Origin of the sequence: Rhizobium phaseoli, from assembly GCF_001664385.1 — a bacterium.
In the GTDB taxonomy this organism is placed as follows: Bacteria; Pseudomonadota; Alphaproteobacteria; order Rhizobiales; family Rhizobiaceae; genus Rhizobium; species Rhizobium phaseoli.
Window position 1 is genome coordinate 2175268 of record NZ_CP013532.1, and the last position, 14427, is coordinate 2189694.

A 14427-nucleotide genomic window follows, 5' to 3' on the forward strand; every position below is an offset into this window, starting at 1 on the left:
TTTGGTGTGCGGACAAGGGGGAAAGGCCGGCGTACCGACCTGTCCAGGACTGAGATGGAGCTCATCAGGAAACGATGACCGACAATACCCCCAGAACGCCGGTCGCAACCCGGCTGAGAAACAATTTTCTCGCGGGCCTGATCATCTGCGCGCCGATCGCGATCACCATCTGGCTGACCTGGACCTTCATCCACTGGTCGGATAGCTGGGTCAGGCCCTACATTCCGGCGCGCTGGAATCCGGAAAGCTATCTCAATTTCGCCATTCCTGGCTTCGGCCTGCTGATCGCCGTCGTGCTCATCACCGTCGTCGGCTTCCTCGGCAAGAATCTCATCGGCCAGAGCATCGTCCGTTTCGGCGAATCGATCGTCCAGCGCATGCCGTTGGTGCGCACGATCTATAAAAGCGTGAAGCAGATTTTCGAAACCGTGCTGAAGGAGCAGGCGAACTCCTTCAAGAAGGTCGGCCTCATTGAATATCCGGGCCCGGGCCTCTGGGCGCTGGTCTTCGTCGCCACCGACGCCAAGGGCGAGATCGCCTCGAAGTTCAATGCCATGGGCCAGGATATGGTCGCCGTGTTCCTGCCGCCGACGCCGGTGCCGACGGCCGGCTTCCTCGTCTTCGTGCCGCGCGAAAAGATCGTCCTGCTCGATATGAGCCCGGAAGACGCCGCCAAATTCCTGATTTCGGGTGGCCTCGTCGCCCCCGGACACACGCCGTCCGAGCCGAAGCAAAAGCATCTGCCGCGGCCGAAGCCGGTGGCGGTTTCAAAAGCGGATTGATGCATGTCGCCCAAAGTGTTTGGCGGCTTTGGGATAACGACATGCATGGAAAGAAAGCGCGCGGCGGCGTGCTTTATCCCGCCCTGAGGAAACGGATCGCCTCGTCGCGGCGGAAGAGATAGAGCAGGGTGCGGATCGCCTGTCCTCTTTCGCTGGTCAGCTCCGGATCGCGCTCGATGAGATAGGCCGCATCCTTGCGGGCGATCTCCAGCAGATCGGCATGCGCCTCGAGGCTGGCGATGCGAAAACCCGGCGTGCCGGACTGGCGGGTGCCGAGCAGCTCGCCTTCGCCGCGCAGCTTCAGATCCTCCTCGGCGATGCGGAAACCGTCTTCCGTTTCCCGCATGATCGAAAGCCGGGCGTGGCCGGTCTCGCCGAGCGGCCCTTTGTAGAGCAGGATGCAGGTCGAGGCCTCGTCGCCGCGTCCGACCCGGCCGCGCAGCTGGTGCAATTGCGCCAGGCCGAAGCGTTCGGCATGTTCGATCACCATGATCGTCGCATCCGGCACGTCGACGCCGACCTCGACGACGGTGGTGGCGACGAGCAGCCGGGTCTCGCCGTTCTTGAACGCCATCATCGCCGCATCCTTCTCCGGTCCGCTCATGCGGCCGTGGATAAGGCCGATATCGGGGCCGAGTGCGGTACTAAGCGTGGCATGCCGCTCCTCGGCCGACATCAGGTCGAGTTCTTCGGAGTCTTCGACCAGCGGGCAGATCCAGTAGGCCTTCTTGCCCTCGGCAAGCGCGCTCTGCAGCCGACCGACGATTTCGCCGGTGCGCTCCATCGGCACCGTGATTGTCTGGATCGGCTTGCGGCCGGCCGGTTTTTCCGTGAGCTTTGAAACGTCCATGTCGCCGAAGGCGGCGAGCACCAGCGTGCGCGGGATCGGCGTCGCCGTCATGACAAGCATGTGCGGCGAGATGCCCTTGGCGGTCAGCCGGAGGCGCTGATGCACGCCGAAACGATGCTGCTCGTCAACGACGGCCAGCATCAGCTTGTCGTAGGTGACGCTGTCCTGGAAAAGCGCGTGCGTGCCGATGACGATCTGTGCCGCGCCGGAGGCGATGCGCTCCAGGATCTCCTCCCTTTCGCGTCCCTTGGTGCGACCGGTCAGCACCTCGATGCCGAGGCCGGCGGAGGCGGCGAATTTGGAGATCGTCGCGTGGTGCTGGCGCGCCAGGATTTCGGTCGGCGCCATCAGCACCGCCTGACCGCCGCTCTCGATCACCGCCGCCATCGACATCAGCGCCACCAGGGTCTTGCCGGAACCGACATCGCCCTGCAGCAGTCGCAGCATGCGCTCGGTGCCGGCCATGTCCTTCAGAATGTCGGCGATCGCCTCGTTCTGGCTCGATGTGGGTGAGAAGGGCAGCGTCTTCAGGATCTTGCCGCTGACCGCCCCCGTCGCCAGCACCGGCTGGCCCGCCACCTTGCGTAGCCTCTGGCGCACCAGGCTGAGCGAAAGCTGGCCTGCGAGGAACTCATCATAGGCGAGCCGCCGCCGCGCCGGGGCCTGCGGGTCGATATCGGACGGGTCGCGCGGCTCATGCAGCATGTGGAAGCTGTCGCGGATAGACGGCAGCCCCTGCTTCTGCGCCAGCGCCGGGTCGATCCATTCCGGCAGCTCGGGAAATCGCGGCAGGGCGGCGTCGATGATCTTGCGCAGCGTTTTCGGTGAAAGGCCTGCCGTCAGCGGATAGATCGGCTCGACCAGCGGCAGGTTCTCCGCTTCCTCCGCCCTGACGATATAGTCGGGATGCACCATCGAGGCGCGGCCGTTGAACCAGTCGACCTTGCCGCTGACCGTCACCTCCGCATCGATCGGCAGCTGCTTCTCCAGCCAGGCCGCCTGACCGCGGAAGAAGACCAGCGTCAATTCGCCGGTCTCGTCATGCAGGAAGACGCGGTAGGGCACATTGCTCTTGCCGCGCGGCGGCACCTGGTGGCGGTCGACGCGGGCGGTGATCGTCACGATCGCACCCTGCGGCGCGCGGGCGATCCCAGGCTGGTTGCGTCGGTCGATCAGCGCAAAGGGCGCGTGGAAGAGGAGGTCGATGACCCGGCAATCCTCCGGCGTCTCGCGACCGAGCAGCTTGACCAGCAGTTCGGCGATCTTCGGGCCGACGCCCGGAAGGCCCGAAATGGGGGAGAACAGCGGATCGAGAATGGCGGGGCGCATGCGGTCAAAATGCGATGAACAATGCGGCCTTGGCAAGGCTGACAAGCCGCTTTCCAGGGTCTATAGAGGCGCATCAACAGGAAGGTAATGCCATGACAGGTGTCACGCTCACGAGTGCCGGTCTCGACCCGCGCCGCCGCCGGATCCTTTTCCGCTGCTGGCATCGCGGCATCCGCGAGATGGATCTGGTCTTCGGCCAGTTCGCCGAAGCCGAGATCGCGACGCTTTCGGACGCAGAGCTCGACGAGTTCGAGACGATCATGGCCGAAGAGGATAATGACCTGGTCCGCTGGATCATGGGAACCTGGCCGGTGCCTGAGCGTTTCCAGACACCGATGTTTGCCCGCCTTGCCGCCTATACGCCCGATTTCGACAAGCCCCTCAGGACGCCGGAATGATCCCTGGTTTCGATGCGAAGAAGCTTGCGGCCATCGCCGAGCCGCTGACGATCGGCAATGTGCCTGCCGGCCTCGAACCGCTGCTGCTCGCCGAACTCGCCCGCACGGGAGAGCCGGTCGCCTACGTCATGTCCGACGGCCACCGCATGGCCGATCTCGAGCAGATGCTGGGCTTCGTCGCTCCGGACATTCCGGTTCTGACCCTGCCGGCCTGGGACTGTCTGCCTTATGACCGCGTCTCGCCGAGCGCCGATACCTCGGCCCGCCGGCTGGCCGCACTCGGCGGCCTCATCGCCCATCGGAAAAAGCCGCATGCGGCCATCGTGCTCGTCACCGCCAATGCCATGCTGCAGAAGGTGGCGCCGCATGATGTCATCGAAAGCCTGAGCTTTTCGGCCCGACCAGGCAACCAGCTGCGCATGGACGATCTCGCCGGGCGTCTGGAGCGCAACGGCTTCGACCGCGTCGCGACCGTTCGCGAGGTCGGCGAATATGCCGTGCGCGGCGGCATTCTCGACGTCTTCGTGCCGGGATCGGAAGAGCCGGTCCGCCTTGATTTCTTCGGCGATACGCTCGAATCGATCCGCAGCTTCGATCCGGCGAGCCAACGCACGACCGGTCAGGTGCGCTCCCTCGATCTCAACCCGATGAGCGAGGTGACGCTGACGCCGGATACGATCAGCCGCTTCCGCAAGAATTACCTGTCGGCTTTCGGCGCGACGACACGTGATGACGCGCTCTATCTCGCCGTCTCCGAAGGCCGCCGTTACCCCGGCATGGAGCATTGGCTGCCGTTCTTCTACGAGAAGCTCGATACCGTTTTCGATTATCTCAGCGGCTTCCGAGTCGTCACCGACCATACAGTGCGGGAGGCGGCGGAAGAACGCTCCAAGCTCGTCCTCGATTATTTCGACGCCCGCCTGAATTCCGGCCAGCCGGCCAAGGGGCAGATGGCGCAGGGCACACCCTACAAGCCGGTGGCGCCGGGGCAGCTCTACCTGGACAGCAAGCTTTTCGCCAAAACCCTCGACGCGCTCGGCGCGATCCGCGTCAGCCCCTTCAACGAGATCGAGGGCGAGGCGAGGCGGGTCGTCAATATCGAGGCCCGCCAGGGCCAGCGCTGGGCCCGCTCGAACGCCGAAGGCGGCGGTGACGCCGAACGCGTCAATATTTTCGACGTCGTCGTCAAGCATATCGCCGACCGGCGTGCCGGCGGGGCGAAGGTCCTGGTAACCGCCTGGACCGAGGGTTCGCTGGAGCGCCTGCTGCAGGTGCTGAACGAGCATGGCCTGGAAAAGGTCAAGCCGGTCGAGGCGCTGAAAGATCTCGCCACGCTGGGCAAAGGCGAGGCGGCCGCCGCCGTGCTCAATCTCGAATCCGGCTTCGAGGCCGGCGATCTCGTCGTCATCGGCGAGCAGGATATTCTCGGCGACCGCATGGTGCGCCGCTCCAAACGCCGCAAGCGCGCCGCCGATTTCATTGCCGAGGTCGCGGGCCTGGATGAAGGCTCGATCGTCGTCCATGCCGAACACGGCATTGGCCGCTTCATCGGGCTGAAGACCATCGAGGCGGCAGGCGCCCCGCATGCCTGCCTCGAACTGCAATATGCCGATGAGGCCAAACTCTTCCTGCCGGTCGAAAACATCGATCTGCTCTCGCGCTACGGCGGCGAGGGCACCGACGCCCAGCTCGACAAGCTCGGCGGCGGCGCCTGGCAGATGCGCAAGGCCAAGCTCAAGAAGCGGCTGCTCGACATGGCGGATGCGCTGATCCGCATCGCCGCCGAGCGCCTGACCCGCCACGCGCCGGTTTTGACGACCCCGGATGGGCTTTACGACGAGTTTTCCGCCCGCTTCCCCTATGACGAGACCGAGGACCAGGACAATGCCATCGACGCCGTGCGTTCCGATCTCGGCGCCGGCCGGCCGATGGATCGCCTGGTCTGCGGTGACGTCGGCTTCGGCAAGACAGAGGTGGCGCTGCGCGCCGCCTTCGTCGCCGCGATGAACGGCGTCCAGGTTGCCGTCGTCGTGCCGACGACCTTGCTTGCCCGCCAGCATTTCAAGACTTTTTCCGAGCGGTTCCGTGGCCTGCCGGTGCGTGTCCAGCAGGCCTCCCGTCTTGTCGGCGCCAAGGATCTGGCGCTGACCAAGAAGGAAGTCGCCGAAGGCAAGACCGATATCGTCGTCGGCACGCATGCGCTGCTCGGCGCCGGCATCAAATTCGCCAATCTCGGCCTGCTCGTCATCGACGAAGAGCAGCATTTCGGCGTCAAGCACAAGGAGCGGCTGAAGGAGCTGAAGAGCGACGTGCATGTGCTGACGCTGTCGGCCACGCCGATCCCGCGCACGCTGCAGCTTGCCATGACCGGGGTGCGCGAACTGTCGCTGATCACCACGCCGCCGGTCGATCGCATGGCGGTGCGTACCTTCATCTCGCCCTTCGACAGCCTTGTGATCCGCGAGACGCTGATGCGCGAGCACTATCGCGGCGGCCAGAGTTTTTACGTCTGCCCAAGGCTTGCCGATCTCGCCGATGTGCATGCCTTCCTTCAGTCCGATGTCCCGGAGCTGAAGGTTGCCGTCGCCCACGGCCAGATGCCGGCCGGCGAACTGGAAGACATCATGAACGCCTTCTATGAAGGCCGCTACGACGTGCTGTTGTCCACAACCATCGTCGAATCCGGCCTCGACGTGCCCACAGCCAACACGCTGATCGTCCACCGCGCCGATATGTTCGGCCTCGCCCAGCTCTATCAGCTGCGCGGCCGCGTCGGGCGCTCGAAGGTGCGCGCTTTCGCGCTCTTCACCCTGCCTGTCAACAAGGTGCTGACGGCAACGGCCGATCGCCGGCTGAAGGTGCTGCAGTCGCTCGACACGCTCGGCGCCGGCTTCCAGCTGGCAAGCCACGACCTCGATATTCGCGGTGCCGGCAACCTGCTCGGCGAAGAGCAGTCGGGCCACATCAAGGAGGTCGGCTTCGAACTCTATCAGCAGATGCTGGAAGAAGCGGTCGCCGAGGTCAAGGGTGTCGACGAGATCCACGACACCGGCTGGTCGCCGCAAATCTCCGTCGGCACGACGGTGATGATCCCGGAGGGCTATGTGCCCGACCTGCATCTGCGCATGGCGCTCTACCGCCGTCTCGGCGAAATCACCGAACTCAAGGAGATCGACGGCTTCGGCGCCGAGATGATCGACCGTTTCGGGCCGATGCCGATCGAAGTTCAGCATCTCCTGAAGATCGTCTACATCAAATCACTCTGCCGCACCGCCAATGTCGAAAAGCTCGATGCCGGCCCGAAGGGCGTCGTCGTGCAGTTCCGCAACAAGGAATTCCCCAACCCGGCAAACCTCGTCGGTTATATCGGCAAGCAGGGCACGATGGCGAAGATCCGCCCCGATCACAGCCTGTTCCTGACCCGCGACCTGCCGACCCCGGAAAAACGCCTGCAGGGCGCTGCCGTGATCATGACGCAATTAGCCGAGATGGCGAAGTAAACCGAGGGAGACCGCGATGGCGACATACGGCGCAACGATCAACTGGGAGCGGAGCGGCGAGACCTTCATCGACAATCGCTACAGCCGCGCCCATCGATGGACCTTCGACGGCGGCATCGAGGTGAGGGCGTCCTCATCGGCGCATGTCGTTCCGCTGCCCTATTCTGCCGAAGACGCTGTCGATCCGGAGGAGGCTTTCGTCGCCTCGCTCTCCAGCTGCCACATGCTCTGGTTCCTGTCGATCGCCGTCAAGAAGGGGTTGTGCGTCGACAGCTACACCGACGCCGCTGAGGGTGTGATGGAGAAGAATGCCGAAGGTCGCCTCGCCATGACCGTCGTGACGCTCCGCCCACATGTGGTCTTCTCTGGCAACAAACAGCCCTCTCTGAGCGAGCTCGAAGCCCTGCATCATCGTGCCCACGACGAATGCTTCATCGCCAATTCGGTGAAGACTGAGGTGCGCTGCATTCCGGTTCTGTAATGGAACCGCATGGGGGGCGAGCTTTGTCCATTCACTCATCGAAAATCCATGAGTTCGTGAACCTCCAGCGCCAACTATTTTCGGCGTTCAGCCAAGGCTACCCACAGGCGAATGACTTTACGTCCCTTTTAAATTTTCCTCGATCGGGGGCTGTTGTCGTTGATGGTCAGCGGTGGAATTTTGTTAAACATGGTTTGGGCTTAAGGTTCGTTAGGGAGCACCCTGTCCCCCAGTTGGTCGTGGATATGCATGATCAATTTGGAGATTGCGTCAAAGTCGATTGGTGGAGACTAACGCTGTTCCTGGAATCGATGGGCGTTACAATCGAGCGGCTGGAGGCGGAGCAAGCCGTACTAGAATACGATCGCTACAGCAAATAGATTGGCACTATGGCGACGTGGTGCTTTTAGCGCCACCAACGATCTCTTCCTCCAGCTAATGGGCCAGTCGGTGATCACGAAGCAGTGCGGACTTGGCTAATCACCCGGCGGTTCCGACCAGCAGATCAGCTTTGCCCATTCATTGGCGCCGTCCACACCGGGTCCTTGATGTCGTAGTAGAAATCGACGTCTTCGGGAAAACGTTGGGCGAGTCGCTGCTTGATCATGGCGTAGGCGTTTGCCGCCGTCGGATGTGCGCGCAGGAAGTCGCGGCAAAGCAGCGAGTAACGCTGATTGAAACGGCCCCGTTCGCGCATGTGCAGATTGGCGGGGCGTCCTTTGCTACGATAGAAGGCCTTGCGCAATTCACCTTCCGCCAGTTCAAGTCCCGGCGGGCAATGATCGATGACGATTGGTCTGCGCTCGAAACCAGCCCGTTCGAACGCCTCGGCATCAACACCGTCGAGATCGGTCACGGTTAGCTGGAGGTCGATTATGTCCTTGGCGGGGAGGCCGGGAATGGCCGTCGAGCCGATGTGATGCAGATAGGCGCCGGCAGGGGCGGCGCGCATGATGGCGAGTTTGAGCGTTGCGAAATCCTCGGCCCAACTTGGTTGCGGCTCTTCGATCGCGATTCGCATCGGCGCCTCAGTTGAGCCCCGATCGTGCCTCGGCCTTCGCCTTGGCAATATCGCGCAATGCACCCGCCAGCACATCGGGCGTCTGGGCGCCGCTGACGGCATATTGCTGGTCGAAAATGAAGAAGGGCACGCCGTTGACGCCCATTTCCTGCGCCGCCTTGATTTCGGCGACGATCAGATCACGATCGGCGTCGGAGGCGAGCAGCGAGGCGATAACCGAGCGATCGAGGCCAGCTTTTTCGGCGATATCGAGCAGCACCGCGTGGTCGCCGACATTGCGGCCTTCCTCGAAATTGGCCGTGAACAGGGCCGCGACGATCTTGTCCTGCGCCTCGCGGCCTTCGATCATCGCCCAATGGATCAGCCGATGCGCATCGAGCGTGTTCGGGCCGATCTTGATCGCTTCGAAATTGAAGGCGATGCCGACCTCTCGGCCGAGATCGGTCAGCATCTTATGCGCCTGCGCCACGCGCTCCTCGCCGCCGAGCTTTTCGGCCAGCGCTTTCTTCTGGTCGACGCCTTCCTTGGGATAATCGGGATTGAGCCGGTACGGCCGCCAGTTGGTGTCGACGCCGATCTCGTCTTGCACCTCGGCAATGGCAAGCTCCAGCCGCGCCTTGCCGAGATAGCACCACGGGCAGACGACATCCGAGACGACGTCGATGGTGATACGCTCCATGATGATCTTCCTTATTTCTGTGTGTCTCCAAAGGAGACATTGGGCCGAGGCGTTCGGCCGCTTCTATTGGGCGCTTATATCCCACCATATCGGCAGCTGATAGCCGTAAAGGGGTACGGTGTCGGGATGGCCGATGCGCTTGCTGCGCGCCACCCATTGTTGGTCCATATGATAAAGCGGCAGCACGTAGTGGCTCGATAGCAGCAGCCGGTCGTAGGCGCGCACCGCCGCCGTGAAATCTTCCGCCGAGCGCGCCCTCAACAGATGGTCGATGAGCGTGTCGAGATCGGGATCGTTGGCGCCGGCAAAGCTGTCCGAGCCCTCGCGCGTGCGGGCAGCCGAAGACCAGCGGCCGAGCTGCTCGTTTCCAGGTGAGAGCGAAGAGGTAAACGACTTCATGATCATGTCGTAATCGAAGCTGTTCGTGCGGCTCTGATACTGCGAATCATCGACCGTGCGGATCGACGCGGCGATGCCGATCGCCTGCAGCGAACGCTGGTAAGCGACGGCGAGCTTCTCCTGGTCGGCATTCTGCGTCATGATTTCAAAGGCGAGCTGGCGCCCCGAGGCATCGGCCATCTTGCCGCCCTGGATCGTATAGCCGCCCTGTTTCAACCGCTCGACCGCCTGCTTCAGCACGTTGCGGTCGCGGCCGGAGCCGTCGGTGACCGGCAGCTTGTGGGTGCCGTCGAGAATATCAGGCGCGATTCTATCCTTGATCGGCCCGAGCAACGCAAGCTCCGCGGCATTGGCGGGAACGCCGAAGCTCGAAAGCTCGGAATTCTGCCAGAAGCTTTGCGTGCGCTTATAGGCGCCGGAGTAGAGGTTCTTGTTCGCCCATTCGAAATCGAACACCAGCGACAAGCCTTCGCGCACCTTCGGATCGGCAAAGATCGGTCGGCGTGTGTTGAAGACGAAGCCGAGCATGCCGCTCGGCAGTTTCGGCGTGAACACGTCCTTGACGATAGCGCCCGAGGTGACTGCCGGGAAGTTATAGGCATTGGCCCAGTGGCCGGGATTGCCGTCGGGATAGATGTCGACATCGCCCTTCTTGAAGGCCTCGAACAGCGTCGTGTCCTGCAGATAATACTGGACTGTGATCTGATCGTAATTGTCGGTGCCGACCTTGGCAGGAATGTCCTTGCCCCAGTAGTTCGGATCGCGTTCATAAGTGATGCTTTCCCCAGGCTTCACCGTCTTCACCTTGTAGGGACCCGAACCGACCGGCGGAGTCAGTGATGTGCGGTCAAAGGCTTCGGGATCGATCGCATGTTTCGGCAGTACCGGGAAAAGGCCGAAAATCAAAGGCGACTCTCGGTCGGCCTTGTCATTGAAGGTAAAGCGCACGCTGTGTTCGCCGACCTTTTCCATTTTGGCGACGACCTTGAGGCGGTTGGAGAAGGGCACGCGGCCTTTGTCACGCAACAGCTCGAAGCTGAACATCACATCCTCGGGCGTCACCGGTTGCCCATCGGCCCATTTCGCCTTTGGATTGAGGTTGAACTGAATGAAGCTCCTGTCGTCGTCCCATTCGACCGTTTCTGCCAGCAGACCGTAAAGCGTGAAGGGCTCGTCCCTGGAGCGCTGCATGAGCGATTCGTAGACGAGATTGCCATAGTCCGGGTCCCACATGCCGCGTGCTGTCGTACGCATGCTCTTCAAAATGAATGGATTGAGGTTGTCGAAGGTGCCGACGACGCCATAGGTGATCTTGCCGCCCTTCTTGACGTCGGGATTGACGTAGGGGAAGTGTTTGTAATCAGGTGGCAGGGCCGGCGCGCCATGCATCGCAATGCCGTGCAGCGGTTCGGCGGCGACGGTGCCGCAGAGCAGCGAGAGGACGAGGGAGACGACGATCCGGAGCATTCGGCAATCCTTGAAATCCGCGAAAATGGGCACGATTCACGCCGGAGATTAGCATGGGGTCGACCGATTCCAACAATCGGGCGCGATTTCTTTGGCACGGGCGATGAAATAGCTGCGCGAATTGCCAAAGAAATGCTGGATATCTTGAACGCTGCAATGTAACAGGTGAACCCGAAGTTTCGGGGTCATGCATTTGCCTCATTTTTCCATGAGGTGGAGTGCCGAACGACCCGATGGTTGGGGCGGCAGGTCGCTGCCCCGAACGGATATCAGGAGACGGAATTCGTTATGATGTTCAAGTCTGAAAAGAAAATGCGGGCAGCACTGTCCGTTCTGGCAGTGATGTTCGGCGCCGCTTCGGCTCCGGTCTCCTCCTTCGCCCAGGATGCGGGGGCACAGGCTCCGGCTCAGGGCGTCGGCGGTCCCAAGCTTGGTTGGTACAAGACCTGCAGCAAGCAGGAAGACAACGACATCTGTGTCGTCCAGAACCTGATCCTCGCCAATGGTGGCCAGCTCGTCACCGCCGTCGGCCTGATCTCGGTCACCGGCAAGATCAACCGCAAGCTCCTGCAGGTTTCCGTTCCGACCGCGCGCCTGATTCCCCCCGGCATCATGATGCAGATCGATGGCGGCAAGGGTCAGAAGCTCGATTACGCCGTCTGCCTGCCGGACAAGTGCACGGCCGAAATCCCGCTGACCGATGCGATGATCGCCAGCCTCAAGAAGGGCAGCGACGTGATCTTCACCTCGATCAACTTCCGCCGCGCCCCGAACCCGATCAAGATCTCGCTCGAAGGCTTCACCGGCGCTTATGACGGCGAACCGGTTACCGAGTCCAAGCTCGCCGACACGCAGCGCAGCCTGCAGGAAGGCATGCAGAAGAAGGCCGAGGAAGCCCGCAAGAAGCTGGAAGACGCCCAGAAGGCCGCCAAGGCGCAGTAATCCTGCTGCTATATTCAATAGAAACCCGGCCTCAGGCCGGGTTTTTTGTTGGTAAACTGTTGTTTTGGCTCGGCTGTGCGCCTCGGTTGTATGTTCCGTTTACGGGGAGAAGGTGGCGGCAGCTGGATGAGGGGCTTCCCAACGAAAAACAAAAGCCGGATTTGCTGCCAAAAAGAAAAAGGCCTCGCTGGGAGAGGCGAGGCCTTGTTTGAACGTCGGCGCGTCTGATCTAGTGGGCGAAGCTCATCTTGGGTCTGAACTGCCCTGACGGGGCCTGATCAAAAATCTGATAGATCTGCGGATTGCGAAGCGGTGTCCCGCTCTCGTCGTTCACCAGATTCTGCTCGGAGACATAAGCGACATATTCGCTCTCGTCATTTTCGGCGAGCAGGTGGTAGAAGGGCTGATCCTTGCTCGGGCGCACCTCGGCGGGAATGGAATTCCACCATTCCTCCGTATTGGCAAACTCCGGATCCACGTCGAAGATCACGCCGCGAAACGGAAAAACCTTGTGCCGGACCACTTCGCCGATACTGAATTTTGCTAGTCTTTCTTTCATGGTACGACTTCCTTTCATCACCGAATTTGGTGATTGGTGGCTCATAAATCAAGATTTTTGAGCGCAGTCCGTCACATGAACGTCATATCCTCGCCATTTGCGTCCGGACGTGGGGAGGTGAAAGCCCCGGCAAGCGAGGGCTTTCAATTTTCGCTTGATCAGGCCGAATAGTACATGTCGTATTCGACCGGGTGCGGCGTCATTTCGAAACGCATCACCTCTGCCATCTTCAGCTCGATGAAGGCATCGATCTGATCATCGTCGAAGACGCCGCCGGCGGTCAGGAACTTGCGGTCCTTGTCGAGGCTTTCGAGCGCTTCGCGCAAGCTACCGCAGACGGTCGGGATCTTCTTCAATTCCTTCGGCGGCAGATCGTAGAGATCCTTGTCCATGGCCTTGCCGGGATGGATCTTGTTCTTGATGCCGTCGAGGCCGGCCATCAGCATGGCGGCGAAGGCGAGGTAGGGGTTGGCGGTCGGATCCGGGAAGCGGACTTCGACGCGCTTGGCCTTCGGGTTGGAGCCGAATGGAATGCGGCAGGAGGCCGAGCGGTTGCGGGCCGAATAGGCAAGCAGCACCGGCGCTTCATAACCCGGAACGAGACGCTTGTAGGAGTTCGTCGACGGGTTGGTGAAGGCGTTGATCGCCTTGGCATGCTTGATGATGCCGCCAATATAGTACAGGCAGCTCTCGGAAAGACCGGCATATTCGTCGCCGGCGAAGGTCGGCTTGCCGCCCTTCCAGATCGACTGGTGCACGTGCATGCCCGAGCCGTTGTCGCCGAAGATCGGCTTCGGCATGAAGGTCGCCGTCTTGCCATAGGCGTTCGCCACCTGGTGCACGACGTATTTATAGATCTGCATCTTGTCGGCGTTGCGCACCAGCGTGTCGAACTTGATGCCGAGTTCGTGCTGGGCGGCTGCCACTTCATGGTGATGCTTTTCGACGACGACGCCCATTTCGGAGAGAACCGTCAGCATTTCCGAACGCATATCCTGGGCGCTGTCAACCGGCGGAACCGGGAAATAGCCGCCCTTGACGCGCGGACGATGGCCGAGGTTGCCGGTTTCGTAGTCGGTGTCATCATTCGACGGCAGTTCGGTCGAATCCAGCTTGAAGCCCGTATTGTACGGATCTGCCTTATACTTGACGTCGTCGAAAACGAAGAATTCGGCTTCCGGGCCGACGAAGATCGTGTCGCCGATGCCGGAGGCCTTGAGATAGGCTTCGGCCTTCTTGGCGGTGCCGCGCGGGTCGCGGTTATAGGCCTCGCCGGAGACCGGATCGAGGATGTCGCAGACGATGACCATGGTCGACTGAGCGAAGAACGGGTCCATATGCACCGTTTCGGTATCGGGCATCAGCACCATGTCGGACTCGTTGATGGCCTTCCAGCCACCGATCGAGGAGCCGTCGAACATCACGCCGTCAGCGAACATGTCTTCGTCAACGCAGGCAACGTCCATCGTCACATGCTGCAACTTGCCCTTCGGGTCGGTGAAACGCAGATCAACGAACTTCACGTCGTTTTCCTGGATCTGCTTCAGAATTTCGCTTGCGGTCGCCATTAAATACCTTCCTCCAATTTGCAATGACAATAGGTGGGCGCGGTGACGGTATCGGACTTTGCGCGGTAGGCAAAGTGGTCAGATGGCATCGATGCCGGTCTCGCCGGTGCGGATGCGGATAACCTCTTCGACATTGGAGACGAAGATCTTTCCGTCGCCGATGCGGCCGGTCTGCGCCGCCTTGCGGATCGCATCGATGACGGCCTCCGCGTTTTCGTCGGCCAGTACGACCTCGACCTTCACCTTCGGCAGGAAGTCGACGACGTATTCGGCGCCGCGGTAGAGTTCCGTGTGGCCCTTCTGACGACCGAAGCCCTTGGCTTCCGTGACTGTGATACCCTGCAGGCCGACTTCCTGAAGGGCTTCCTTCACTTCGTCCAGCTTGAAGGGCTTAATGATCGCTTCGATCTTTTTCATGAGAAAATGTCTCTCCGCTTCTCCTGTTATGGCAG

General features: G+C 61.4%; 13 protein-coding genes. 6 read left to right on the forward strand and 7 right to left on the reverse strand.

Annotated features, from left to right (window positions below; genetic code table 11):
* The first annotated feature begins 74 nt into the window (after positions 1-74).
* Positions 75-782, forward strand: coding sequence for a DUF502 domain-containing protein (locus AMC88_RS10625; RefSeq protein ID WP_012483778.1), 708 nt, complete (start codon positions 75-77; stop codon positions 780-782).
* 73 nt (positions 783-855) lie between these two features.
* Here AMC88_RS10625 and recG read toward each other — a convergent pair whose 3' ends face one another.
* Positions 856-2961 carry an ATP-dependent DNA helicase RecG gene (gene recG, locus AMC88_RS10630; RefSeq protein WP_012483779.1) on the reverse strand — a complete coding sequence of 702 codons (2106 nt, stop codon included), beginning with the start codon at positions 2959-2961 and terminating at the stop codon, positions 856-858.
* Positions 2962-3053: 92 nt separating this feature from the next.
* Here recG and AMC88_RS10635 point away from each other — a divergent pair, with 92 nt between their 5' ends.
* The 4 genes from AMC88_RS10635 to AMC88_RS34670 are packed head-to-tail and all read left to right on the forward strand — an operon-like array spanning position 3054 to position 7720.
* Positions 3054-3359: an FAD assembly factor SdhE gene (locus AMC88_RS10635; protein WP_004680228.1), complete on the forward strand. Its 306-nt coding sequence runs from the start codon at positions 3054-3056 to the stop codon at positions 3357-3359.
* The gene (gene mfd / locus AMC88_RS10640) at positions 3356-6859 is read left to right on the forward strand and encodes a transcription-repair coupling factor (RefSeq protein ID WP_064825254.1); all 3504 of its coding nucleotides are present in this window, start codon (positions 3356-3358) and stop codon (positions 6857-6859) included. The genes AMC88_RS10635 and mfd overlap by 4 nt, the downstream gene beginning before the upstream one ends.
* A gap of 16 nt (positions 6860-6875) precedes the next feature.
* Positions 6876-7340 (forward strand): OsmC family protein, encoded by a 465-nt coding sequence (locus AMC88_RS10645; protein WP_012483782.1) that lies wholly within the window; start codon positions 6876-6878, stop codon positions 7338-7340.
* Positions 7340-7720: a DUF6896 domain-containing protein gene (locus AMC88_RS34670; RefSeq protein WP_012483783.1), complete on the forward strand. Its 381-nt coding sequence runs from the start codon at positions 7340-7342 to the stop codon at positions 7718-7720. Before AMC88_RS10645 ends, AMC88_RS34670 begins: the two co-directional genes overlap by 1 nt.
* Positions 7721-7845: 125 nt before the next feature.
* On the opposite strand, the gene AMC88_RS10655 is transcribed toward AMC88_RS34670, so the two are convergent.
* The 3 genes from AMC88_RS10655 to AMC88_RS10665 all read right to left on the reverse strand — a co-directional run bounded on the left by AMC88_RS10655 (position 7846) and on the right by AMC88_RS10665 (position 10906).
* Positions 7846-8361 carry a GrpB family protein gene (locus tag AMC88_RS10655; RefSeq protein ID WP_225880708.1) on the reverse strand — a complete coding sequence of 172 codons (516 nt, stop codon included), beginning with the start codon at positions 8359-8361 and terminating at the stop codon, positions 7846-7848.
* 7 nt (positions 8362-8368) lie between these two features.
* Positions 8369-9040, reverse strand: coding sequence for a DsbA family oxidoreductase (locus AMC88_RS10660; RefSeq protein ID WP_012483785.1), 672 nt, complete (start codon positions 9038-9040; stop codon positions 8369-8371).
* A 63-nt stretch (positions 9041-9103) separates the two neighbouring features.
* Positions 9104-10906, reverse strand: a complete 1803-nt coding sequence (locus tag AMC88_RS10665; protein WP_012483786.1) for an extracellular solute-binding protein — start codon at positions 10904-10906, stop codon at positions 9104-9106.
* Positions 10907-11194: 288 nt separating this feature from the next.
* Here AMC88_RS10665 and AMC88_RS10670 point away from each other — a divergent pair, with 288 nt between their 5' ends.
* Positions 11195-11848 carry an invasion associated locus B family protein gene (locus AMC88_RS10670; protein WP_004680220.1) on the forward strand — a complete coding sequence of 218 codons (654 nt, stop codon included), beginning with the start codon at positions 11195-11197 and terminating at the stop codon, positions 11846-11848.
* Between the two features lie 229 nt (positions 11849-12077).
* Here AMC88_RS10670 and hspQ read toward each other — a convergent pair whose 3' ends face one another.
* The 3 genes from hspQ to AMC88_RS10685 form a co-directional block, all read right to left on the reverse strand.
* Positions 12078-12407, reverse strand: a complete 330-nt coding sequence (gene hspQ / locus AMC88_RS10675; RefSeq protein WP_004671869.1) for a heat shock protein HspQ — start codon at positions 12405-12407, stop codon at positions 12078-12080.
* Between the two features lie 158 nt (positions 12408-12565).
* Positions 12566-13975, reverse strand: coding sequence for a type I glutamate--ammonia ligase (gene glnA, locus AMC88_RS10680; RefSeq protein ID WP_004671872.1), 1410 nt, complete (start codon positions 13973-13975; stop codon positions 12566-12568).
* A gap of 78 nt (positions 13976-14053) precedes the next feature.
* The gene (locus tag AMC88_RS10685; protein ID WP_003539626.1) at positions 14054-14392 is read right to left on the reverse strand and encodes a P-II family nitrogen regulator; all 339 of its coding nucleotides are present in this window, start codon (positions 14390-14392) and stop codon (positions 14054-14056) included.
* Positions 14393-14427: the final 35 nt, after the last annotated feature.

Coding starts and splice junctions, on each gene's coding strand:
- AMC88_RS10625 (WP_012483778.1), top strand. CDS start 75: ATGACCGACAATACCCCCAGAACGCCGGTCGCAACCCGGCTGAGAAAC.
- recG (WP_012483779.1), bottom strand. CDS start 2,961: ATGCGCCCCGCCATTCTCGATCCGCTGTTCTCCCCCATTTCGGGCCTT.
- AMC88_RS10635 (WP_004680228.1), top strand. CDS start 3,054: ATGACAGGTGTCACGCTCACGAGTGCCGGTCTCGACCCGCGCCGCCGC.
- mfd (WP_064825254.1), top strand. CDS start 3,356: ATGATCCCTGGTTTCGATGCGAAGAAGCTTGCGGCCATCGCCGAGCCG.
- AMC88_RS10645 (WP_012483782.1), top strand. CDS start 6,876: ATGGCGACATACGGCGCAACGATCAACTGGGAGCGGAGCGGCGAGACC.
- AMC88_RS34670 (WP_012483783.1), top strand. CDS start 7,340: ATGGAACCGCATGGGGGGCGAGCTTTGTCCATTCACTCATCGAAAATC.
- AMC88_RS10655 (WP_225880708.1), bottom strand. CDS start 8,361: ATGCGAATCGCGATCGAAGAGCCGCAACCAAGTTGGGCCGAGGATTTC.
- AMC88_RS10660 (WP_012483785.1), bottom strand. CDS start 9,040: ATGGAGCGTATCACCATCGACGTCGTCTCGGATGTCGTCTGCCCGTGG.
- AMC88_RS10665 (WP_012483786.1), bottom strand. CDS start 10,906: ATGCTCCGGATCGTCGTCTCCCTCGTCCTCTCGCTGCTCTGCGGCACC.
- AMC88_RS10670 (WP_004680220.1), top strand. CDS start 11,195: ATGATGTTCAAGTCTGAAAAGAAAATGCGGGCAGCACTGTCCGTTCTG.
- hspQ (WP_004671869.1), bottom strand. CDS start 12,407: ATGAAAGAAAGACTAGCAAAATTCAGTATCGGCGAAGTGGTCCGGCAC.
- glnA (WP_004671872.1), bottom strand. CDS start 13,975: ATGGCGACCGCAAGCGAAATTCTGAAGCAGATCCAGGAAAACGACGTG.
- AMC88_RS10685 (WP_003539626.1), bottom strand. CDS start 14,392: ATGAAAAAGATCGAAGCGATCATTAAGCCCTTCAAGCTGGACGAAGTG.